Source organism: Mycolicibacter senuensis (assembly GCF_002101885.1).
GTDB classification, from domain to species: domain Bacteria; phylum Actinomycetota; class Actinomycetes; order Mycobacteriales; family Mycobacteriaceae; genus Mycobacterium; species Mycobacterium senuense.
Genome location: NZ_LQPS01000054.1, coordinates 148,803 through 171,157, shown reverse-complemented (window position 1 = coordinate 171,157; position 22,355 = coordinate 148,803). Strand labels below are relative to the sequence as shown.

The following is a 22,355-nucleotide window of genomic DNA, read 5'->3' as shown; positions in this document are numbered from 1 at the left end:
CTATCCCTTCACCGCGCCGGAGGTCAGTCCCGCCACGATCCGTCGTTGGAAGATTAGAACAAAGACGATGATCGGCACCGTGATCACCATCGCGCCGGCGGCGATCGAGCCGGTCGGCTCCTCGAACTGCGAACTGCCGGTGAAGTTGGCGATCGCCACCGGCGCGGTGATCGACGCCTTGGTCGCCGTCAGCGACAACGCCAGCAGCAGGTCGTTCCAGGCGAAGATGAACACCAGGATCGCCGCGGTGACGATGCCCGGCGCCGCCAGCGGCGCGATCACCTTGCGGAACGCCTGACCCGGGGTGGCGCCGTCCATCTTGGCGGCCTTCTCCAGGTCCCACGGGATCTCGGAGAAGAACGCCGACAGGGTGTAGATCGCCAGCGGCAGCGCGAAGGTGATGTAGGGGATGATCAGTCCCGGCCAGGTGTCGAACAGCCCGATGGCCCGTTCGATGTTGAAAATCGGTGTCACCAGCGATATCTGGGGGAACATCGCGATGAGCAGCGCCGCCCCGACCAGCAGCCGTTTGCCGGGGAAGTCCAGCCGGGCCACCGCGTAGGCTGCCATCGCACCGATCACCACCGCGATCACCGTGGTGATCAGCCCGATGCCGAGCGAGTTGAGCAGCGCCGACCCGAACACATCACCGGCGAAGATGCCGCGGTAGTTGTCCAGGGTCACCGACGACGGGATCAGCTTGCCGTCCTTCACCGTTGACGTCGGTTTGACCGACAGCGACAAAATCCACAGCACCGGCACCAGCGCGTAAACCACCACGGCCACATCGATGATCAGCCACGCCGCGCGGCGCCGAGTGTCGGTCATCTCCGGTCCGATCCCGGCGCCGCGGCACCGAACACCTTGACGAACAGCACCGCGATCAGCGCCACGCAGACGAAGATCAGCACCGAGATCGCCGAACCCAAGCCGACGTTGAAACCCTTGAACAGGTTGTCGTAGCCCAGGATCGACACCGAACCGGTGTTGTTGGAGCCGTTGGTGAGCACGTAGATGTTGTCGAAGATCCGGAATGCGTCCAGGGTGCGGAACAACAACGCCACCAGGATGGCCGGCTTCATCATCGGCAGGATGACGCTGACCAGACGCCGCCAGGCGCCGGCACCGTCGACCTGGGCCGCCTTGAGCAGATCCTCGGGCACCAGCGCCAGCCCGGCCAGCAGCAGCAGCGCCATGAACGGTGTCGTCTTCCACACCTCGGCGACCACCACGATGCCCAGCGACGGCAACTGCTGGGTCAACGGCGCACTGCCGGCGGGCAGCAGATTCGCCAGATAACCGGTGCCCGGTGTCCAGGCGTAATACCAGCTGTAGGCGGCGGCGACCGTGACGATGCCGTAGGGCACCAGTACCGCGGTGCGCACCATGCCCTTGGCGAACAGGCTGCGGTGCATCACCAGCGCCAACGCCAGTCCCAGCACGAACTCGATGGCCACCGAGACCACGGTGATGCCCAGCGTCACCGCGAACGCCGTCCACCAATACGAGTCGGTCAGGGTGGTCTGGTAGTTGGCCAGGCCGACGAAGGCGGTGTCGTCGGGGGTGGCCAGGTTGTAGCGCAGCAGGCTCAGCCAGATCGCATACCCGATCGGATAGGCCGTCACGGCCAGCATCAAAAGCACGGCCGGGGCGACGAGCAGCAACGCCAGCCGCCGCTGGGACGCCTCGTCGGCGCGGGACGTCACGGGGCACCGCTCACGGGATCAGCCCCTTGCCGTCGATGGCCTTGCGCACCTCGGCGGTGAGCTTGTCGGCGGTGCGCTCCGGATCGATCGCGGTGATCGGCGCCAGCGTCGCCGATATCCGCGTCGACACCGCCTGATAGACCGGCGTGACCGGACGCACCGCCGCTTCGGTGAGCTGGTCGCGAATCAGGTTGTGGTGCGGGTATTTCTCCTGCAGCTGCGGATCGGAGTACAGCGAGGCGCGCACCGGGGGCAGCCCGCCGTCGATCGCAAGGTACTTCTGGTTGGCGACGTCGCGCAGGCACCGCACCGCTTCGAACGCCTGGGCGCGATGCCGAGTGGTCCGGGCCACCGCCAGGTTCAGCCCGCCGAGGGTCACCTTGGCCGGCCGGCCGGGCGACACCGCCGGATACGGCGCGAACCCGAGCACGCCGCGACTGGCCTCGTAGGCCATCCGGTACTGGGCGTCGCTGGGGACGAACATGCCCAGCTCGTTGATGGTGCCGGCCAGATCCGGACGCCGGTCCAGCGGCAGGAACGCGACGCCGCCCTTGACGGCGTTCTCCAGCATCGACGGCAGCACGAACGGCCAGTTGACCTCCAGCGCCGCCTTGCCCTGCTCAAACGCCAGCCGAGCGGTGCCCTCGTCGCTTTGGGTGATCGACGGATCAGCACCCGGAGCGGTCGCCACCGCCCGCATGATCCGCAGCGCCGCAACGGTGGCGGCCCGGTGCTCGGCGGTGTCGGTCAGCGTGACGGTCTTGCCGTCATCGTCGAGCACCCGGCCGCCCGCACTTGCCAGCAAGGTGTTGAACCACACCACCAGCCCCTCGTACTGCTTGGCCTGCACCGCGATCCAGCTCGGCTCACCGGCGGCACGCAACCGGCCCGCCTCGGCGACCATCGTGTCCCAGGTCGACGGCGCAGCGGCCATCAGATCCGGCCGGTACCAAAGCAGTTGGGTGTTGGTGATGATCGGGGCGGCATAGAGCCGCTGTCGCCAGCGGGCGGTCGCCAGCGGGCCCGGCAAGGTGTCGGCGACGGCGTCGGCCTCGGCCGCACCGGCCGGGTCGTCCGACAGCGGCAACGCCCAGCCGGCCTCGGCGAACTCCGCGGTCCACACCACATCCAGGCCCATGACGTCCAGCGTGCGGTCGTTGCCGGTGAGCCGGCGGGCCAGTTGTAGGCGCTGGTCGTCGGCGGCTCGCGGCAGGCTGAACTGCTCGACGCGGTAGCGGCCACCGGCCTGTTCGGTACAGCGCTGGGCGAGCACCCGGAACGTCGCGGTGTCGTTGGCCGGGGTGTACACGCTGACCACCAGGCCGTCGTCATCGCGCCCGGCCCAACCGCAGGCCGACCCGGATACGACGGTCAGTACCGCCAGCGCGGCCGCGCCCAGCCGTCGAACGCGTCCGCGCCGACTCGCCACGCCACCCGCCTCCCGTTGCCGTTCCGTGCCAGAACGGTAAGGCCGGTCGGCCGCGCTGTGCAACAACGCGGAGTCAGAGCGTCAGCTTCGCCAACAGGTCCCGGCCCTGCTCGGCGCTCTGCGGGTCGCACAGCACGTCGTAGCGTCCCGCGACCAGCTGCATGGTCGAGCTGAAATCCCTTGTGCCGCGGGCCATCGCGTAGGGCACCGACGATGTGATCAGGCCGAAGAACACCCCGGCGATCAGACCGGTCACCAACGCCTGTGCCGGGTTCTCGCTGAAGATGCCCAACACCAGGCCGATGAACAGGCCCAGCCAAGCGCCGGTCAACACCCCGCCGCCGAGCACCTTGGGCCAGGTGAGCCGACCGGTGACCCGTTCGACCTGCATCAGGTCGACGCCGACGATCGTCACCTGGTGCACCGGGAACTGTTGATCGGACAGATAGTCCACTGCCCGCTGCGCCTCGGCGTAGGTGGGATAGGCCCCGATCGGCCAACCTTTGGGCGGTGTGGGCAGCCGGGCCACGTCTCGCCGACCCGCGGCCGCCGCACCGAGCGGATCGGGCGCCTGTCCGGACTGAAAAGGGCTGGTCATGGGGTTTCTCTCTCCTCGTTCCGGGACACTTCGGGGATGGCGGACCGGCACTCCGCGCGGGTCCGGTGCCCGATGCATCCGCTAGGTTGAACAGCATGACAGCTCCCGGCGGGGATTCTGGCGAGAATCCACGACCCAATGCCGACCAACCCTGGCCCGACGCGGGTGCGCCCGGGCCCGAGCAGAGCGGTTGGGCCAACCCGTCGGGCTACGGGGGCTATCCTCCCCCACCGCCCGGTTACCCGCAGGCCCCTCCACCCGGTTACCCACCGAGCGGATTTCCGCCACCCTCGGCCGCCGGCGGCTACCCGCCGCCGCCGACCGGCGGATTTCCCCCGCCGCCGCCACCGGGCGGCTATCCGCCACCGGGCTATGGCCAGCCGGCCGACTATCCGGGCAGCGGCACACCACCGGGCTACGGCGCGCCGGCCGACTATCCGGGCACGCCTCCCGGTTACCCGCCGGGCTACGGCGCACCTCCCGGGTATTCGCCGCAGGGCTACGGCACGCCCTACCCGGGCGGCTACTTCAACCCGGGCCAGCCGCAGAAGACCAACATCGTGGCGGTCTGTTCCCTGGTGGTCGCGCTGCTGGGCCTGCTGTTCTGGCCGCTGGCCATCGTCGGCGCCACGCTGGGTGTGATCGCCCTGGGCCAGATCAAGCGCACCGGTGAAGCCGGCCACGGCATGGCGGTGGCCGGCACCGCGGTCGGCGGTGCGGCGGTGGTGCTCTCGTTCGTCCTGGCGATGATCGCCCTGAATTGAGCCCCGCGCAGAGGTAGGCGCCCAGCCGGGCAGACCGCTAGGCCGACGGCGGCGTGAACGGCTCGGCCTCGCGGCGCATCCCGGCCGCCCGGCCCTTGCCCGCCACCACCAGCGCCATCTTGCGGCTGGCCTCGTCGAGCATCTCGTCGCCGAGCATCACCGCGCCGCGAGCACCGCCGGCCTGCGAGGTGTGCCACGCGTAGGCCTCCAGGATCAGCTCGGCATGGTCGTACTCGCCCTGCCGCGGACTGAAGATCTCGTTGCCCGCCGCGATCTGGTCGGGGTGCAACACCCATTTGCCGTCGAAACCCAGGGCGGCCGAACGCCCGGCCACCCGCCGGAACGCCTCGACGTCGCGAACCTTCAGGTAGGGCCCGTCGACGGCGGCGATCCCGTGGGCGCGCGCGGCGACCAGGATCGTCATCAGCACGTGGTGATATGCGTCGCCCTCGGTGTAGCCCTCGGGTTGCTCGCCGACCTCCAGCGTGCGGGTGTTGAGGCTGGCCATCAGGTCGGCCGGGCCCAGCACCAGCGCCTGCACCCGGGGGGCGGCGGCGATTGCGTTGATGTTGGTCAGCCCGCGGGCGTCCTCGATCTGGGCGTCGACGCCGATCTGGCCGACCGGCAGGCCGTGGACGGTCTCGAGCTGGGTCAGCAACAGATCCAGGGCCTGCACATGGGATGCCTCGGACACCTTCGGCAACACGATCACGTCGAGCCGGGTACCGGCGGCGCCGACGGCCGAGACCACCTCGATCAGGTCGGCGTGCGTCCACGGTGTCGTCCAGTCGTTGACCCGCACGCCCAGCAGCGGCGCACGCCAGTCCGATGCCGTGAGCGCCTCGGCGACCCGACTGCGGGCCTGCTCCTTGGCGTCGGGGGCCACGGCATCCTCCAGATCGAGGAAGATCTGGTCCGCGGGCAGGCCCTTGGCCTTGTCGATCATCTTCTGGCTGCTACCGGGCACCGACAGGCAGGTACGGCGGGGGCGATATGCGTTGGTCACCTAAACACTCCTACCCTTTCAACCATGGCGTCGAGCAACAGGGTTTACGCAGCGCGCCTGGCGCGGATGCTGGTGCTGGGCCCGTTCGGCGAATCCGTGGGACGGGTCCGCGATGTCGTGGTCAGCCTCAGCATCGTGCGTCAACAGCCGCGCGTTCTGGGCCTCGTCGTCGAACTACCAACCCGTAGACGCATTTTCGTACCCATTCTCCGGGTCGCGGCGATCGAGCCCAACGCGGTCACCCTCAACACCGGAACCGTATCGCTGCGCAAGTTCACCCAGCGGCCCGGTGAGGTGCTGGTGCTCGGACAGGTACTGGACACCAAAGTCCGGGTCACCGATCCCGAACTGCCGGAGCTGGCCGGCGTCGACGTGACGATCACCGACCTGGCCATCGAGCAGAGCCGCACCCGCGACTGGCTGGTGACCCGGATCGCGGTGCGCCACTCGCGGCGGCTGGGCCGGCGCGCCGCCGTGCACATCGTGGACTGGCACAACGTGCAGGGGCTGACCCCCTCTGCGCTGGCCATGCCCGGACAGGGCGTGGCCCAGCTGCTGCAGCAGTTCGAGGGCTGGCGGCCGATCGAGGTGGCCGACGCCATCCGCGAGCTGCCGCCCAAGCGGCGCTTCGAGGTGATCAACGCCCTGGACAACGGCCGCTTGGCCGACATCCTGCAGGAACTGCCCGAGGAGCGGCAGGCCGCGGTGCTGGGCCAGCTGGGCACCGAACGCGCGGCCGATGTCCTGGAGGAGATGGATCCCGACGACGCCGCCGACCTGCTGGGGGCGATGAACCCCAACGACGCGGAGTTGCTGCTGGCGCGGATGGACCCCGACGACTCCGATCCGGTCCGTCGCCTGCTGGAGCACTCCCCCGACACCGCCGGCGGGTTGATGACGTCCAACCCGGTGGTGCTGACCGCCGACACCTCGGTCGCCGAGGCGCTGGCCCGCGTGCGCGACCCCGACCTGACCCCGGCGCTGTCGTCGCTGGTGTTCGTGACGCGCCCGCCGACCGCCACCCCGACCGGCCACTATCTGGGCTGCGTGCCGCTGCAGCGGCTGCTGCGGGTGCCGCCGGCCGAGCTCATCGGCGGGATCGTCGACTCCGACCTGCCGGCGCTGAACGCCGAAGTCTCGCTGGCCGAGCTGACCCGCTATTTCGCCGCCTACAACCTGGTCTGCGGCCCGGTGCTCGACGAACAGAATCACCTGTTGGGGGCGGTGACCGTCGACGACGTGCTGGATCACCTGCTGCCGCATGACTGGCGCGAAACGCCCGAGCCGGACCTGGGGCCCAAACTCGCCGGGAGGCCGTCGTGACCGAGCGCTCGCCACTGCAGCGGCTCTCCACCCCGCGCACCTCGCGCCTCCCCAGCCTGCGGATGGACCCCGACGCGCTGGGCCGGTTCACCGAGTCGGTGGCACGGTTCTTCGGCACCGGGCGCTACCTGGCCATCCAGACGCTGCTGGTGGTGGGCTGGATCGTGCTGAACGTCTACGCGGTCAGCCTGAAGTGGGACCCCTACCCCTTCATCCTGCTCAACCTGGCGTTTTCCACCCAGGCCGCCTACGCCGCGCCGCTGATCCTGCTGGCCCAGAACCGGCAGGAGAACCGCGACCGGGTCAGCCTGGATGAAGACCGCCGGCGCGCCGCCCAGACCAAGGCCGACACCGAATACCTGGCCCGGGAACTGGCGTCGTTGCGGTTGGCGGTCGGGGAGGTCGCCACCCGCGATTACCTGCACCATGAGCTCGAGCGGGTCCGCGAACTGCTCGACGAATTGCGTCCCAGGCCGGAGCCCACCGGCGGAGACCCCGGGACCGGCCGCCCGGTTTGACCTCGTGCGGACCGGCATAACCGACACCGGCGGGACCAGTGTTGGGTATGGTGACCTAGTTCACGAAGCCAAGACGGTTTCATCAAGGCTTGATAACGGCGGACAAGGGGCGGTCGAGTGCCTACAGGGGGCGGCGAAGCCGAACACCCGTCGCGCGCGGCCAGGTGGCGGCGGGCGGCGCGTGCCGCGCTGCGCCCGGCATTCGGTCTGACCTTCATCACCCCGCTGGTGTTCGCCGGGGCCGTGGGCGCAACACCGCGCTCCCCGTCGACCTCGCTTCCGCTGCGCAGTGCCGCGGTGACGCCGCTGGCAGCCGCCATCGACACCTCGTCGGGTCCGGCCGTCGTCGCGGTGCAGCGCCCACAACCGAATCTGCACGTCGCCGCGGGCGCCCCGTCGGCGCCGCCGGCCGCGGTCGTCTACGCGCCGGGCACCCTGGGAATCCCCAAAACCGCGCTGGCGGCCTACCGCAACGCCGAGCACCAGATGGCCGTCGCGGCCCCGGGGTGCGGGGTCAGCTGGAATCTGCTGGCAGGAATCGGCCGCATCGAGTCCGGACATGCCAACGGCGGCGCCACCGACGCGCGCGGCACCGCGCTGCAGCCGATCTACGGGCCGTCACTGGACGGGTCGCTGCCCGGAAACGAAGTCATCGTGGCCAGCAGTGGCCCCGGACGGGTGGTCTACGCCCGGGCCATGGGCCCGATGCAGTTCCTGCCCGGGACCTGGTCACGCTACGCCGCCGACGGCGACGGCGACGGCAAAGCCGACCCGCAGAACGTCTACGACGCGACGCTGGCGGCCGCACGGTACCTGTGCAGCGGCGGGCTCAACCTGCGCGAACACTCCCAGGTGCTGACCGCGATCCTGCGCTACAACAACTCGATGGCCTATGCGGAGAACGTGATGGGCTGGGCGGCGGCCTACGCCACCGGGGTGGCCCCGGTCGATCTGCCGCCGATCATCGGGCCGGCGCCGCCGATCGCCGACCTGCACCTGGAGCATCTGGAGCACCCGGAGGGGTTGGGCCCGGAGTCGCTCAGCATGCACGGCTTGTCGCCGGTCCACGAGACCGCCGGATCGTCGCTGATCAACCTGGGGCAGTCGGGCGCGGACGGCCCGATGGCGAACCTGCCCTGGCTCGCGCCCTGGATGAACGCCGCCGAGCAACAGCAGCAGCAGTTGCCACGCCCGTCGGCGGCCTGCCGGATGATCTGCCTGGAGCCGCAGGCTGCAGCGCCGGGGGCATCGGTCCCCCCGGCGCCGTCCGGCCCGCCGGAGGCGTTCGGTCCCCCGGCGCCGTTCGGCGCCCCCGCACCGTTCGGCCCGCCGGCGCCATTCGGCCCGCCGGAGGCGCCACCCCCGCCACCCGCGCCGATGCCGGCCTACGCTGTCGCGCCGGCTCCCCCGGCGGACCCGGCGGCACTGCCGCCCCAGGCACCGCCGATCCCGGCACCGCCGGACGGTGCGCAGCCCGGCCCGCCGGCCTGACCGACATCACAATTCAGGGGCACGAGCCGCTGGCCTAGACTCGATTGCGATGTCCAAGACACCAGACGACACCGCAGCCCTACACGACGCGATCTACGCCGCGTTGGGCACCGTGTTGGACCCCGACATTCAGCGTCCGATCACCGAGCTCGGCATGGTCAAGAGCATCGAGATCGCCGACGACCACAGCGTGCACGTCACGATCTACCTGACCATCGCCGGCTGTCCGATGAAAGCCGAGATCACCAACATGGTGACCCGCGCGGTCAACGATGTGCCCGGCACCGGCCCGGTCAAGGTGAGCCTGGACGTGTTCAGCGACGAGCAGCGCGCCGAGTTGCGCAAACAGTTGCGCGGCGACGCCAAGGAACCCGTCATCCCGTTCGCCCAACCGGGTTCCCTGACCAAGGTCTATGCGATCGCCTCGGGCAAGGGTGGCGTCGGAAAATCCAGTGTCACCGTCAATCTCGCGGTCGCGATGGCCGAGCGCGGCCTGTCGGTGGGGGTGCTCGACGCCGACATCTACGGCCACTCGGTGCCGCGGATGATGGGCGTCACGGCGCTGCCCACGCAGGTCGACTCGATGATCATGCCGCCGATCGGTTACGGCGTGAAGGTGATCTCGATCGCGATGTTCACCAAGGGCAACACCCCGGTGGTGTGGCGCGGCCCGATGCTGCACCGCGCGCTGCAGCAATTCCTCGCCGACGTCTACTGGGGCGACCTGGACGTGCTGCTGCTGGACCTGCCGCCGGGCACCGGTGACATCGCGATCTCGGTGGCCCAATTGGTTCCGCCCGCCGAGATCCTGGTGGTGACCACCCCGCAGCAGGCGGCCGCCGAGGTGGCCGAGCGGGCCGGGGCGATCGCCCTGCAGACCCGCCAGCAGGTCGTCGGCGTGGTCGAGAACATGGCCGGGCTGGCCATGCCCGACGGATCGACCATGCACCTGTTCGGCGAGGGCGGCGGCGAGCAGGTCGCCGAGCGGCTGACCCGGGCGATGGGCCGCGACGTCCCACTGCTGGGCCAGGTGCCGATCGACAGCGAGATGGTGACCGGCGGCGACTCCGGATCGCCGGTGGTGCTCTCGCCGGATTCGGTGGCCGGCAAGGAGTTGCGCAGCATCGCCGAGCAGCTGGCCACTCGCGGTCGCGGATTGGTGGGGATGTCGCTGGGCCTCAACACCGGCAGCACCCAGCGCTGATCCCGCTAGGTCGCGTCGGAATCGAACGGGGCCGGTCCGGCAGGCTTGGGCGTCAGGGCAGGCTTGGGCGTCACGGCCGGCGCCGGTGCCACGGTGCGCGGATCCTCGGCCAGTGAACTGACCGCGGTGAACAGCGAGTCGTCGCCGTCGAGCAGATGCTTGGTCAGGGCCGCCCGCGGCGTCATCCCGCGCAGTTTCTGCAACTCGCTCAGCGGCTCACGCAGATCTTCGAACTCGGGGCCCATCTCGTCGCGCAGCTGATCGGTGGCGTTGGTGACGTACTCGCGGGCCTGTCGCAACGCGCCGGCGGTCCATCGGATGGCTCCGGGCAGCCGCTCCGGGCCCAGGATCACCAAACCGAGCACCACGAGGACCAGCATCTCGCCCCAGCCGACATTCGCGAACATCGAGGCGAGCTGCTAACCGTCGGGGGTGGGGGTCACCATCAGCGTCACATGGCGCCCATCGCGGACCACCTCGACGGGCGCTTCCTTACCGATGGTCAGATTGCGCACCGCCACCACGAATTCGTCGGCGTTGGCGACGGTACGGTCACCGATCTTGACCACCACGTCGTTCTCCAGGATGCCGCCCTTCTCCGCCGGGCTGCCGACCTTGACGTTGGCGATCTGCGCACCCGACGCGAGGGCGTTGCTCACCGACCGCGCGCTCAGCCCCAGCGAGGGGTGCACGATCTTGCCGTCCCTGATCAGTGCTTCGGCCACGATCTTCATCTCATTGACCGGGATCGCGAATCCCAGACCGCTCGCACTGTCGGACAACGACTTTCCGGCGGTGTTGATCCCGACCAGCTGCGCGTCCATGTCGATCAGCGCGCCACCGGAGTTGCCGTGGTTGATCGAGGCGTCGGTCTGCACCGCGTCGATGACGGTGTCGGTGTCGGAGTCGTCGCCGGACAGCGGCACCGGCCGGTGCACGGCGCTGATGATGCCGTGCGTCACGGTGCTGCGCAGGCCCAACGGAGCACCCGCGGCGATCACCTCGTCACCGACCCGGATCTTGTCGGAGTCACCGAGACGGGCCACCGACAAGTTGTCGACGTTGTCGACCTTGAGCACGGCCAGGTCGGTCTTCGGGTCGCGGCCGACCAGGTTGGCCAGCACCTCTTTGCCGTCGTTGAACACCACGGTGGTCTTGAACTTGCTGGGGTTGTTGGCGGCCTCGGAGATCACGTGGTTGTTGGTGACGATGTAGCCCTTGCCGTCGATGACGACGCCGGAGCCCTGCATGCCCTGGTCGTCGCTGACGGACTCGATGGTCACCACGGAATTGGCGATGGCTTCGGCCACCTTGGCGAACCGTCCCGCCGGCTCCTCGGCGTTGCCCTTGGTCGACAGCGTCACCTTCGAGGAGGTGAACGCCTCGACGACCTGCGCGGTGGTCCGCCCGACCCAGCCGCCGACCAAGCCGATCGCCAGCGCGATCGCGGCCAGCGTGGCCAGCGCACGGTAGGAGATCCGGTCACCGAACAGCACGTCCCGCACACCGAGCCGGCCGCCCACTTCTCCGCGCGCCAGCGGCGCGGGCGGAACCACGGCCGGCCCGCCGAGCGCGGCACCGGCTGCCGGGTCACGCCACGGGTCGTCGGTCTCGGTGAACTCGTCCGGCTTGCCGTTGCGCTGCAGCGCGCCGGCGTCGGCGGGATGCCGCTGCAGCGAGGGGCCGGAGCCGAAAGGGCGGCTGAACGCCTCCCTGAGCACCGGGTCCGGCGGCAGGTCACGCGGGGTGAATTCGCCCTGCTCGCGATATTTCTTGGGCCGCACCTCGGCCGGGATGAACGACCCGGGCACCCCGGCGGGACGGCCGAAGGCCTTCTGGGAGGCGTTGTCCACGGGGGGCCGGTAGACGGGCCGCGGCGCCAGGCGGTTACCGCCGGCGTTCTCGTTGTTGGAACTCACCTATTCCTCTTCCGGTCCCGCGTCGGCTTCCAGGCGCCGCAGGCGAAGCGCTACTTCGGCGCTGACGCCGCGTCGCATCCACCTTACCGACGTTTACGGCGATCTTGCGGCTTGCCGTCGGCGAAGCGGGCGGGCATCGGCGACGTCGGCTCATCGGGGGGACAGTCGGTGGGGCAGTCGGGGATCTGGGACAGCAGGCCCAGCAGTGTGGACGGGATCCGGATCGGGTGCGAATCGCGCAGCGCCGAGCGGGCGCGACCCTGATACTCCACTTCGGCGGCGCAGTCGGAGCACAGCGACAGGTGGTGGGCGGCGCGCAGGTGAGCGTTCATCCGGAGCTCACCGTCGACGTAGGCGGCGATCGCCTCACTGCAGAGGTGCTCAGTGGAGCCGAACTGGCGCGGGGCGCCGACCGGCACGTCACTCTGCGAGGCGAACTGCGAAGGAAGCCAGGAGAACGCGCGACGGAAGACACCTCCCCGGTCCGTCACCACCGGTCTCCTTCCGTCACACGCCAGGGCGTCGGCAGCGAAATGCGCCTGATTAAGGATCGCCCTTATAAGAATGTAGCGCGAGTTCCGGCGCCAACGCGGCAACCGGCGGCCGGCGGCGAGATTCAGCCGGCCGCGACACCGCCGAAGGCGGCACCGTCACGCTGGCCGGAGCGGTTCGCGAGGTAGTCACGCAGCGCCTGGCGGCCGCGGTGGATACGGCTGCGCACGGTGCCCAGCTTCACCCCGAGGGTGGCCCCGACCTCTTCGTAGGACAGACCCTCGATGTCGCACAGCACGACGGCCGCCCGGAAATCCGGCGCCAGTGAGTCCAGCGCCGCCTGCAGGTCGGGATCCAGCCGCGCGTCGTGGTAGATCTGCTCGGGGTCGGGCTCATCGGCCGGAACCCGGGCCAGCATGTCCTCCGGCAGGGCTTCCATCCGGACGCGGCCGCGCCTGCGCACCATGTCCAGGAACAGGTTCGTGGTGATGCGGTGCAGCCAGCCCTCGAACGTCCCGGCCTGGTAGTTGTGCAGCGAGCGGAAGACCCGGATGAAGGTGTCCTGGGTCAGGTCCTCGGCGTCCTGCTGGTTGCCTGACAGGCGGTAGGCCAGCCGGTACACCCGGTCGGCGTGCTGGCGCACCAGCTCGTCCCAGGACGGCATGGCCGCCACATCGCCGGTGGCATCGAAGACCGCGGTCCCCTGCGGCTCCTCAGACGGCTCGACCCAGTCGGTGTCGGAGTAGCGGTCCGAGTGGGTGGTCGGGTGCGACATGGCGACCGGGGGCAGCAGGGTGGTTATGGTGACGTCCTCCGTATCAGGTCCGCCGTCCGGTGACGGCAATGCGGTATCGCGGTCAACGCGCGACATGCCCCTCGTATTCCGGGTGCCTCGAGGTTGGCTGCTACCTCGTTCCATGCCGCTACCGTTGCCTATCGCGGTATGTCGGCTCTGTGTCGGCCCTGAACGTCGACTGTGAACTTGTGTTCGAATAGGCCGCATGGTGCGGCTACGACGACAGGTAACGGTTCGGACACGGACGCCATCCCGGGCGTGTCGCGCGGGCGAGCCTGTGCACCCCCGATCGGCGGTTTGACTTACGCTGCGCACATGGCCAGCACCGACGACGCTTCCGGGCCGCAGCCGCCTCCCAGCCGGGCCGACGCCCTCCTGGCACACGCCGAGGGCTCGATGTCCGAGGACGCGGTGCTGGCGGCCGCCCGCGACCGGGCCGGCGAGATCGGCGTCGGGTCGGTCAGCGCCGCGGTCGGCGCGTTGCTGAGCCTGCTGACCAAGCTCAGCGGCGGCAAGGCCGTCGTCGAGGTCGGTACGGGGGCCGGCGTCAGCGGGCTGTGGCTGCTGTCGGGCATGGGCGAGGACGGTGTCCTGACGACGATCGACATCGAGCCCGAGCACCATCGCACGGCCAAGCAGGCGTTCGGGGACGCCGGTATCGGACCGGGCCGGACCCGGTTCATCAGCGGCCGCGCCCAGGAGGTGCTGACCCGGCTCGCCGACGAGTCCTACGACCTGGTCTTCATCGACGCCGACCCGATCGACCAGCCCGACTACGTGCTGGAGGCCGTGCGGCTGCTGCGGCCCGGCGGGGTGGTGGTCATGCACCGGGCCGCGCTGGGCGGCCGGGCCGGAGACCCCGCGGCCAACGACGCCGAGGTGGTCGCGGTGCGCGAAGCGGCCCGGCTGATCGCCGAGGACGAGCGCTTGACGCCGGCGCTGATCCCGCTGGGCGACGGACTGCTGGCCGCCGTCCGCGACTGACCCTGCCCACGCGCGCTCCCGCCAGCTGGTTGACGCCGGACTGAACGCGCGTTTAGTCTATTGAACATGCGTTCAGCGGACCTGACGGCCAGCGCGAAAATCCGGGACGCGGCGATCGAGCAGTTCGGCCGACACGGCTTCGGGGTGAGCATCCGGGCGATCGCCGAGGCCGCCGGGGTGAGCGCGGCCCTGGTCATCCACCACTTCGGCTCCAAAGACGGGCTGCGCCGGGCCTGCGACGAGTTCGTCGCCGAAGAGATCCGCAGCGGCAAATCCGAGGCGATGCAGTCCGCCGACCCGGCGACCTGGTTCGCCGCGATGGCCGAAATCGAGACCTACGCATCGGTGATGGCCTACCTGGTGCGCACCATGCAGTCCGGCGGTGAACTGGCCACCACGCTGTGGCGCCGGATGGTCGACAACGCCGAGTCATACCTGGACGAGGGCGTGCGGGCCGGCACCCTCAAACCCAGCCGCGACCCCAAGGCCAGGGCCCGCTACGTGGCGATCACCGGCGGGGGCGCCTTCCTGCTGTACCTGCGGATGCACGAGAACCCGACGGATCTGCGTGCGGTGTTGCGCGACTACTCCCGCGACATGGTGCTGCCGTCGCTCGAGATCTACACCGAGGGCCTGTTGACCGACCGCACCATGTACGACGCCTTCTTGGAGAGGGAGACCGATGCGACCTGAGAACCGTTGGCCGGCCATCGAAGTCCGGGGACTGCAGAAGAGATTCGGTCCGGTCACCGCACTCGACGGACTGGATCTGACGGTGCACGGCGGCGAGGTGCACGGCTTCCTCGGCCCCAACGGCGCCGGCAAGTCCACCACCATCCGCATCCTGCTGGGGTTGGTGCGAGCCGACGGCGGAACCGTGCGCCTGCTGGGCGGGGACCCGTGGACCGACGCGGTCGACCTGCACCGTGAGATCGCCTACGTGCCCGGCGATGTCACGTTGTGGCCATCGCTGTCCGGCGGCGAGATCATCGACCTGCTCGCCCGGATGCGCGGCGGAATCGATGAGCGGCGCCGTGACGAGTTGATCGAGCGCTTCGACCTGGACCCGACCAAGAAGGCCCGCACCTATTCGAAGGGCAACCGCCAGAAGGTGTCGCTGATCTCGGCCTTCTCCTCGCACGCCCGGCTGTTGCTGCTCGACGAGCCCAGCAGCGGCCTGGACCCGTTGATGGAGAACGTGTTCCAGCAGTGCGTGGCCGAGGCGAGCCGTCGCGGGGCCACCGTGTTGCTGTCGAGCCACATCCTGGCCGAGACCGAAGCGCTGTGCCAGCGGGTGACGATCATCCGGGCCGGACGCGTCATCGAGAGCGGCTCGCTGGATTCGCTGCGCCACTTGCACCGCACGTCGATCCAAGCCGACCTGATGCGCGATCCGGGCGATCTCACCCGCATCCCGGGCGTCGCCGACGTGCGCTACCACGGCACCGTGCTGCACGCGCAGGTCGACAGCGCCAGTCTCGCTGACCTGATCGCCGTGCTCGGCGCCGCCGGGGTACGCAGCCTCACCAGCCGGCCGCCCACCCTCGAGGAGCTCTTCCTGCGGCACTACGACACGGCGCGGGCATGACCACCGCCGCTGTGCCGCAGGCGCCGCCGGCATCCGGGCCCTTCCGGCGCGGCCCGGAGTTCACCGGCGCCCTCGGCATGCTCCGGCTCTATCTGCGCCGCGACCGCGTCGTCGCGCCGCTGTGGGTGCTGCTGTTGTCGCTGCCGTTGGCCGGCGTCTACATCGCCAGCGTGGCCGCCGTCTACCCCACCGCGGCCGACCGCGCCGGTCTGGCGGCGACCATCATGGCCAGCCCGGCGCAGCGCGCGGTCTACGGCCCTGTCTACAACGACACCCTCGGTGCCGTGGGCATCTGGAAGGCCGGGATCTTCCATCTGCTCATCGCGGTCGCGGTGATCCTGACCGTCATCCGGCACACCCGCGCCGACGAGGAGTCCGGCCGCACCGAGCTGATCGACTCGACCGCGGTGGGCCGATACGCCGGCCTGACCGGCGCGCTGCTGCTGGCGTTCGGGGCGTCGGTGCTCACCGGCGTCATCGGGGCGGCGGGCCTGCTCACCACCGACGTGCCGGCCGCGGGGTCGTGGGCGTTCGGGGCGGCGCTGGCCTGCTCGGGGCTGGTGTTCGCGGCCGTCGCAGCCGTTGCCGCGCAGTTGTCCCCCGGCGCCCGGTTCGCCCGCGGTGCCGCGTTCGGCGTGCTGGCCGCGGCTTTCACGTTGCGGGCGCTCGGCGACGCCGGATCCGGCGTCCTGTCGTGGCTCTCCCCGCTCGGCTGGTCGTTGCAGGTACGTCCCTACGCCGGTGAGCGGTGGTGGGTGCTGCTGCTGCATCTGGCGACGACGGTCGCGCTGACCTGGCTGGCCTACCGCCTCGCGGCCCGCCGGGATGTCGGCGCCGGACTGCTGACCGATCGTCCGGGGCCGCGCCGGGCGGCGCCGACGCTGGCCGGGGCGTTCGGGCTGGCGTGGCGGCTCGATCGCGGCGCGCTGCTGCTGTGGACGACCGGTCTGGTGCTCTACGGGCTGCTGGTCGGCAGCGTGACGCACGGCATCGGCGACGAGGTCGGCAGCGACAGCGCCCGCGACATCGTCATCCGGCTCGGTGGCACCGCAGCGCTCGAGCAGGCGTTCATCGCGGTGGCGTTCGCCATGTTGGGCATGGTCGCCGCGGCCTTCGCGGTGTCGCTGGTGCTGCGGCTGCACCAGGAGGAGTCCACCGCGCGCGCCGAGACCGTGCTGGCCGGATCGCTTTGCCGGAATCGTTGGCTGGCAAGCCATCTGGTGATCGCACTGGCCGGGTCGGCGATAGCCATGCTGGCCGCCGGAGTGGTGGCCGGGACCGTCTACGGGACGGCCTCCGGTGACGTCGGCGGGCAGCTGGCCACCGCGGTGGGCAGCGCCGCGGTGCAACTGCCAGCGGTGTGGTTGCCCGCGGCGGTGGCGGTGCTGCTGTTCGGACTCGCGCCCCGATTCGCTCCCGCCGCCTGGGCGGTGCTGATCTGGTTCGTCGCGCTGTATCTGTTGGGCACCATCGCCGGATTGCCGCAGTGGCTCCTCGACCTCGAGCCGTTCGGCCATGTTCCGCTGGTCAGCAGCGGATTCAGCGTCGTGCCGCTGGCGGTGCTGCTGGTGATCGATGCATCGCTGATCGGGCTGGGCGCCTGGGCTTTTCGCCGCAGAGACCTCAACTCCTGAGGAGGCAACCGTGAAGACTGTCGGCAAGGGACTGGTTACCGCGTCGTTGGGGCTGGTGGTGTTCGGCGTGCTGCTGTTCGTGCCGGCCGGAACGCTGCACTACTGGCAGGCGTGGGTGTTCCTCGCGGTGTTCGCGGCGTCCACCTGGATTCCCAGCATCTATCTGATGCGCACCAATCCCGCTGCGCTGCAACGGCGAATGCAGGTCGGCCCGCGGGCCGAGAGCCGACCGCTGCAACGGCGGGTGATCACCGCCGTGTTCATCTGCTTCGCGGCCATGTTCGTGCTCAGCGCCCTCGATCACCGCTTCGGCTGGTCGGCGGTGCCGACACCGGTGTGCCTGCTCGGCGATGCGCTGGTGGCGATCGGGCTCGGGGCCGCCATGGTGGTGGTCATCCAGAACGGCTACGCGGCCGCCAACGTCACCGTGGAAGCGGGCCAGACGCTGGTCTCCACCGGGCTGTACGCGTGGGTGCGGCACCCGATGTACACCGGCAACGTCCTGCTGATGATCGGGACTCCGTTGGCGCTCGGCTCCTACTGGGGGCTGGTGTTCCTGCTGCCCGGACTGGCGCTGCTGGTGCTGCGGATCCGGGACGAGGAGCAACTGCTCACCGCTGAGCTCAGTGGCTACCGGGAGTACACCGAGAAAGTCCGCTACCGCCTGATTCCGTATTTCTGGTAGTCAACATTCCACTTTTTAGCCACCTTGGCTTACAGTTCCCTAAGCACAGGCTGTTAAACGCGGCCGCTCAACGTGACTGTCGACGTGATTCAGGGAGGCTGGTCGAGCCATGCGCACACCCCGGCGAGGCAGTGGCGGCGGTATTCGGGCGCTTTCGGCCGGGCGGGTGGCCGGCGCACTGGGCGCCGCGGCCCTGCTCGGGATCACCCCGATGACGCCGGCCCCGCCCGCACAGGCGGACTGGGATTGGGCCATCGACCTGGTCGCGCCGATGGCGGCCGTCGACACCACCGAGCCCGGCCTCGACCTGGGCAGCTTGATGGAGTTGGCGCAGACCTGGGTGGACCAACTGGATCCGGCGAGCAACGCGTTCTTCTCCACCACGATCGACGCGGTGCTGGCGCTGCCGGGCCCGGGGCAGACCTTTGACGCCGCCGCGTGGCTGGACCAGTTCTTCTACGCGCCGTTGCACGCCGGCCTGCAGGAATGGATCACCAGCCCGTTCGGAGAGTTCAGCCTCGACCTGATCAACGCGCCGTTCATCACGCTGTTCGGCCGCGACCTGATCGGCGATGGCATCGACGGATTCGACGGCGTCAACGACAGTCTGTTCGGCCAGTGGGGCGGGTTCGGCGACGCCGGTGACGGTGGGTTCCTGTTCGGCAACGGCGGTGCCGGGATCGACGGCGCGGGCGGTGCCGGCGGTGACGGCGGGTTCTTCGGTCACGGCGGGGCCGGCGGTCTGGGCGCCACCGGTGGAACCGGCGGCGACGGTGGTGCCGGCGGCTGGTTCATGGGCATCGGCGGCCCCGGCGGGGCCGGCGGCACCGGCGATCTCGGCGGTGACGGGGGCACCGGCGGAACCGGTGGAGCCGGCGGCTGGTGGCTGGGCACCGGCGGCACCGGCGGCGCAGGCGGTGACGGCGGTGCCGGCTGGGCGGACGTCGAGGCGGGCAACGGCGGGGCCGGTGGCGACGGCGGCGCGGGCGGGCTGCTGTTGGGCCGCGGCGGCGACGGCGGTCTGGGTAGCGCCGGCGGCGCCGGCGGCGCCGGCGGTCTCGGCGGCTCGGGCGGCTGGCTGGGCGCGTCGGGCGTCAGTGCGTCGCCCTACGTCGAGCGCACCCAATGGGTGGACTACGACGGCGGCACCAGCCTGCGGGTCTATCCGACCGACACCGGGCGGACCGAGGCCGGCGAGACCGGCACGCTACGTCAAGGTGAGCAGGCCTGGTCGGAGGTGGTGAACCGAAACCCGGACGCCAACACCTCCGGCATGCGCGAACAGTTCCTGTGCCACTGGCAGTTCGCCGAGTTCATTCTCCCCGGCAAGACCAGTTGGAACCTGGAGCCGTGGCGTCCGGTCGTCAGCACGCTGAGCATGTTGGCCAACGGCTGCAACCCCGGCGGCGCCGAGGAACCGTTCTAGGCCCGGCGCCCCGCGCCGGCGATCGCCGTCAGATCCAGACGCCCTTGCCGACGGCGACCACACCGCCGGCGCTGATCGAGAACCGTTCGCGGTCCTTCTCCAGGTCGACACCGATCATCTCGCCCGGGCCGACCACCACGTTCTTGTCCAGGATCGCGTGGCGCACCACCGCGCCGCGTCCCACTCGGGTCCCGGGCATGATGACGCTGTCCTCCACGATCGCGCCGTCGTCGATCACCACGTTGGACGACAACACCGAATTGCGCACCGAGCCGGCCGAGATGACACTGCCCGTGCCCACCACCGACTCCTGCGCGGTGCCGCCGTTGACGAATTTCGCCGGCGCCAGGTTCTCGGTCGCGCCGTGGATCGGCCAGCGCTTGTTGTACAGGTTGAAAACCGGGTGCGCCGACACCAGATCCATGTGGGCGTCGTAGAACGCGTCCAGGGTTCCCACGTCGCGCCAGTAGCCGCGGTCCCGCTCGGTGGCGCCGGGCACCTCGTTGTCGGAGAAGTCGTACACGGCGGCCATGCCGTCGGTCACCAGGCGCGGAATGATGTCGCCGCCCATGTCGTGGTCGGAGTGGTCGTCGTCGGCGTCGGCGCGGATCGCGTCGATGAGCACCTTGGTGGTGAAGATGTAGTTGCCCATCGAGACGTAGGTGCTGTCCGGGTCGTCCGGCGTGCCCGGCGGGTTCGCCGGCTTCTCCACGAAGTTGCGGATCCGCCCGGACTCGTCGGCGTCGATACAGCCGAACGACGTCGCCTCCGCGCGCGGCACCCGCACCCCGGCGACCGTCGCACCGGCGCCGCTGTCGATGTGGAAGCGCACCATCTGTTCGGGGTCCATCCGGTACACGTGGTCGGCGCCGAAAACCACGATGTATTCCGGGTCTTCGTCGAAGATCAGGTTCAACGACTGATAGATGGCATCGGCCGACCCGGTGTACCAGCGCGGCCCCAGCCGCTGCTGGGCCGGCACCGGGGTGATGTACTCCCCCGCCAGGCCGCTCAGCCGCCAGTTCTGCGAGATGTGCCGGTCCAGCGAGTGCGACTTGTACTGCGTCAGAACGCAGATCCGCAGGTACCGCGCATTGACCAGATTCGACAGCACGAAATCGATGAGCCGGTAGGCGCCGCCGAAGGGAACAGCCGGCTTGGCCCGGTCGACGGTCAGCGGGTGCAGCCGCTTGCCCTCTCCCCCGGCCAGCACGATGCCCAGCACATGCGGCGCTTCCCTCATAGCCCCAAACCTATCGGCCGTTTTGAGGACCTGCCAGTGGACCGCACGATTGGTGCCCGGTTCGTGCCCATCGCCGGGTCATCCGCCGCGCGCCCGCCCGCCGCCGACCGCTACGGTGCGGGTTATGCGGGTGGCGATGCTGACCCGGGAATACCCCCCGGACATCTACGGCGGCGCGGGCGTGCACGTGACGAACCTGGTGGAGGCGTTGCGCCGGCTGTGCCGCGTCGACGTGCACTGCATGGGTGCGCCCCGGCCGGGCGCCACGGCGCATCAGCCGGATCCGGCGCTGCGGGACGCGAATCCGGCGCTGGGCACCCTCTCGGCCGACCTGACGATGGCCGACGCCGTCGGCACGGCTGATATCGCGCACTCGCACACCTGGTACACCGCTTTGGCCGGCCGGCTGGCGGCACTGCTCTACGACATCCCCCACGTGCTCACCGCGCATTCGCTGGAGCCACTGCGGCCCTGGAAGGCCGAGCAACTGGGCGGCGGCTACCGGGTGTCGTCCTGGGCGGAGCAGGTGGCCACGACCGCGGCCGACGCGGTGATTGCGGTCAGCTCGGCCATGCGCGACGACCTGCTGCGGGTCTACCCGGACCTGCGGCCCGACCGTGTCCATGTCATCCACAGCGGCATCGACACCGGGGTGTGGTGCCCGCAGCCGGCCGCGACGGAGTCGTCGATGCTGGCCGAACTCGGCGTGGACCCCGACCGGCCCATGGTGGCGTTCGTCGGGCGGATCACCCGGCAGAAGGGGGTGGCCCATCTGGTGGCCGCCGCGCACCGGTTCCGTCCGGAGGCGCAGTTGGTGTTGTGCGCCGGCGCACCCGACACCCCGGAGATCGCCGCCGAGGTGAGCGCGGCCGTCGCGGATCTGGCCGCTACCCGCAGCGGGGTGTTCTGGATCCAGGAGACCCTGCCGGCCCGGCAGATCCGCGAATTGCTCTCGGCAGCAAACGTGTTCGTCTGCCCTTCGGTCTACGAGCCGTTGGGCATCGTCAACCTTGAGGCGATGGCCTGCGGCACCGCCGTGGTGGCCTCCGACGTCGGCGGCATACCCGAGGTGGTCGCCGACGGCGTCACCGGGTCGCTGGTGCCCTATCACCCCGCCGACCCGGACGGTTACTGCAACGGCCTGGCCGCGGCGGTCAACGCGCTGATCGACGACCCGGGAACCGCACGGCGATACGGCGAGGCCGGCAGGCTCCGCTGCGAGGAGGTCTTCTCCTGGCAGCGCGTCGCCGAGCAGACCCACGCCGTGTATCGGCAATTGGGCGCCGGCTGACAGTCCGTCGGGACGGACCGCCCGTCAGCTCGTGACGGCTTTGAGTTCGTCGCCCAGTGCGGCGGCCTCGTCCGGAGTCAGTTCGACGACCAGTCGTCCACCACCCTCAAGCGGTACCCGCATGACGATGCCGCGCCCCTCTTTGGTCGCTTCCAGTGGACCGTCACCGGTCCGGGGCTTCATCGCCGCCATCGAGTGCTCCCTCCAGGTACCAGCCCACCGGCCGTGCCCTTGATCTGCGCCGGCTGTGCACCGCGA

At 70.1% G+C, this 22,355-nt stretch carries 22 protein-coding genes and 1 pseudogene; 12 read left to right on the top strand and 11 right to left on the bottom strand.

Annotation, left to right across the window (positions count from 1 at the left end; all coding sequences use genetic code 11):
* The 4 genes from AWC24_RS20910 to AWC24_RS20895 form a co-directional block, all read right to left on the bottom strand.
* A complete protein-coding gene (locus AWC24_RS20910; RefSeq protein ID WP_085088944.1) occupies positions 1-828 on the bottom strand; it encodes a carbohydrate ABC transporter permease in 828 nt (275 codons plus the stop codon).
* On the bottom strand, positions 825-1,706 hold the full coding sequence (locus tag AWC24_RS20905; protein ID WP_085088942.1) for a carbohydrate ABC transporter permease: 882 nt from the start codon (positions 1,704-1,706) through the stop codon (positions 825-827). Before AWC24_RS20905 ends, AWC24_RS20910 begins: the two co-directional genes overlap by 4 nt.
* A gap of 10 nt (positions 1,707-1,716) precedes the next feature.
* The gene (locus AWC24_RS20900; protein ID WP_085088940.1) at positions 1,717-3,135 is read right to left on the bottom strand and encodes an ABC transporter substrate-binding protein; all 1,419 of its coding nucleotides are present in this window, start codon (positions 3,133-3,135) and stop codon (positions 1,717-1,719) included.
* 73 nt (positions 3,136-3,208) lie between these two features.
* Positions 3,209-3,733: a YflT domain-containing protein gene (locus AWC24_RS20895; protein ID WP_085088938.1), complete on the bottom strand. Its 525-nt coding sequence runs from the start codon at positions 3,731-3,733 to the stop codon at positions 3,209-3,211.
* Between the two features lie 95 nt (positions 3,734-3,828).
* On the opposite strand from AWC24_RS20895, the gene AWC24_RS23400 reads away from it, so the two are divergent.
* Entirely contained in the window at positions 3,829-4,497 is a 669-nt protein-coding gene (locus AWC24_RS23400) for a DUF4190 domain-containing protein (protein WP_085088936.1), read from the top strand.
* Between the two features lie 37 nt (positions 4,498-4,534).
* Here the strand turns inward: AWC24_RS23400 and AWC24_RS20885 are convergent, their stop codons facing one another.
* Entirely contained in the window at positions 4,535-5,503 is a 969-nt protein-coding gene (locus tag AWC24_RS20885) for an HpcH/HpaI aldolase/citrate lyase family protein (RefSeq protein ID WP_085088934.1), read from the bottom strand.
* Positions 5,504-5,527: 24 nt separating this feature from the next.
* On the opposite strand from AWC24_RS20885, the gene AWC24_RS20880 reads away from it, so the two are divergent.
* The 4 genes from AWC24_RS20880 (at position 5,528) to AWC24_RS20865 (ending at position 10,039) form a co-directional block, all read left to right on the top strand.
* A complete protein-coding gene (locus AWC24_RS20880) occupies positions 5,528-6,826 on the top strand; it encodes a magnesium transporter MgtE N-terminal domain-containing protein (RefSeq protein ID WP_085088932.1) in 1,299 nt (432 codons plus the stop codon).
* Positions 6,823-7,344: a DUF1003 domain-containing protein gene (locus AWC24_RS20875; protein ID WP_085088930.1), complete on the top strand. Its 522-nt coding sequence runs from the start codon at positions 6,823-6,825 to the stop codon at positions 7,342-7,344. Before AWC24_RS20880 ends, AWC24_RS20875 begins: the two co-directional genes overlap by 4 nt.
* Positions 7,345-7,461: 117 nt before the next feature.
* Complete coding sequence (locus tag AWC24_RS20870; RefSeq protein WP_085088928.1) at positions 7,462-8,835, top strand: lytic transglycosylase domain-containing protein; 1,374 nt, start codon at positions 7,462-7,464, stop codon at positions 8,833-8,835.
* A gap of 49 nt (positions 8,836-8,884) precedes the next feature.
* Entirely contained in the window at positions 8,885-10,039 is a 1,155-nt protein-coding gene (locus AWC24_RS20865; protein WP_085088926.1) for an Mrp/NBP35 family ATP-binding protein, read from the top strand.
* Between the two features lie 5 nt (positions 10,040-10,044).
* Here AWC24_RS20865 and tatB read toward each other — a convergent pair whose 3' ends face one another.
* The 4 genes from tatB to sigE form a co-directional block, all read right to left on the bottom strand.
* Positions 10,045-10,446: a Sec-independent protein translocase protein TatB gene (tatB, locus tag AWC24_RS20860; RefSeq protein WP_085088924.1), complete on the bottom strand. Its 402-nt coding sequence runs from the start codon at positions 10,444-10,446 to the stop codon at positions 10,045-10,047.
* A gap of 12 nt (positions 10,447-10,458) precedes the next feature.
* Entirely contained in the window at positions 10,459-11,958 is a 1,500-nt protein-coding gene (gene htrA / locus AWC24_RS20855; protein ID WP_085088922.1) for a serine protease HtrA, read from the bottom strand.
* Between the two features lie 83 nt (positions 11,959-12,041).
* On the bottom strand, positions 12,042-12,449 hold the full coding sequence (gene rseA / locus AWC24_RS20850; protein WP_085089145.1) for an anti-sigma E factor RseA: 408 nt from the start codon (positions 12,447-12,449) through the stop codon (positions 12,042-12,044).
* A gap of 125 nt (positions 12,450-12,574) precedes the next feature.
* Positions 12,575-13,369, bottom strand: a complete 795-nt coding sequence (sigE, locus tag AWC24_RS20845; protein ID WP_085088920.1) for an RNA polymerase sigma factor SigE — start codon at positions 13,367-13,369, stop codon at positions 12,575-12,577.
* A 192-nt stretch (positions 13,370-13,561) separates the two neighbouring features.
* Here sigE and AWC24_RS20840 point away from each other — a divergent pair, with 192 nt between their 5' ends.
* From AWC24_RS20840 to AWC24_RS23455, 6 genes and pseudogenes are all read left to right on the top strand, one after another.
* Positions 13,562-14,230: an O-methyltransferase gene (locus tag AWC24_RS20840; RefSeq protein ID WP_085088918.1), complete on the top strand. Its 669-nt coding sequence runs from the start codon at positions 13,562-13,564 to the stop codon at positions 14,228-14,230.
* Between the two features lie 66 nt (positions 14,231-14,296).
* Positions 14,297-14,923, top strand: coding sequence for a TetR/AcrR family transcriptional regulator (locus AWC24_RS20835; protein ID WP_085088916.1), 627 nt, complete (start codon positions 14,297-14,299; stop codon positions 14,921-14,923).
* Positions 14,913-15,818 (top strand): ABC transporter ATP-binding protein, encoded by a 906-nt coding sequence (locus tag AWC24_RS20830; RefSeq protein ID WP_085088913.1) that lies wholly within the window; start codon positions 14,913-14,915, stop codon positions 15,816-15,818. Before AWC24_RS20835 ends, AWC24_RS20830 begins: the two co-directional genes overlap by 11 nt.
* A complete protein-coding gene (locus AWC24_RS20825) occupies positions 15,815-17,452 on the top strand; it encodes an ABC transporter permease (RefSeq protein ID WP_174813627.1) in 1,638 nt (545 codons plus the stop codon). Before AWC24_RS20830 ends, AWC24_RS20825 begins: the two co-directional genes overlap by 4 nt.
* 10 nt (positions 17,453-17,462) lie before the next feature.
* Positions 17,463-18,137 (top strand): methyltransferase family protein, encoded by a 675-nt coding sequence (locus tag AWC24_RS20820; protein ID WP_085088911.1) that lies wholly within the window; start codon positions 17,463-17,465, stop codon positions 18,135-18,137.
* Between the two features lie 517 nt (positions 18,138-18,654).
* Positions 18,655-19,563 (top strand): annotated as a pseudogene (locus AWC24_RS23455) (DUF2599 domain-containing protein); the annotation flags it as partial.
* A gap of 28 nt (positions 19,564-19,591) precedes the next feature.
* On the opposite strand, the gene glgC reads toward AWC24_RS23455, so the two are convergent.
* Positions 19,592-20,806, bottom strand: a complete 1,215-nt coding sequence (gene glgC / locus AWC24_RS20810) for a glucose-1-phosphate adenylyltransferase (protein ID WP_085088907.1) — start codon at positions 20,804-20,806, stop codon at positions 19,592-19,594.
* A gap of 124 nt (positions 20,807-20,930) precedes the next feature.
* On the opposite strand from glgC, the gene glgA reads away from it, so the two are divergent.
* The gene (glgA, locus tag AWC24_RS20805) at positions 20,931-22,097 is read left to right on the top strand and encodes a glycogen synthase (protein ID WP_085088905.1); all 1,167 of its coding nucleotides are present in this window, start codon (positions 20,931-20,933) and stop codon (positions 22,095-22,097) included.
* Positions 22,098-22,121: 24 nt separating this feature from the next.
* On the opposite strand, the gene AWC24_RS20800 is transcribed toward glgA, so the two are convergent.
* Positions 22,122-22,289: a DUF3117 domain-containing protein gene (locus tag AWC24_RS20800; RefSeq protein ID WP_003885506.1), complete on the bottom strand. Its 168-nt coding sequence runs from the start codon at positions 22,287-22,289 to the stop codon at positions 22,122-22,124.
* Positions 22,290-22,355: the final 66 nt, after the last annotated feature.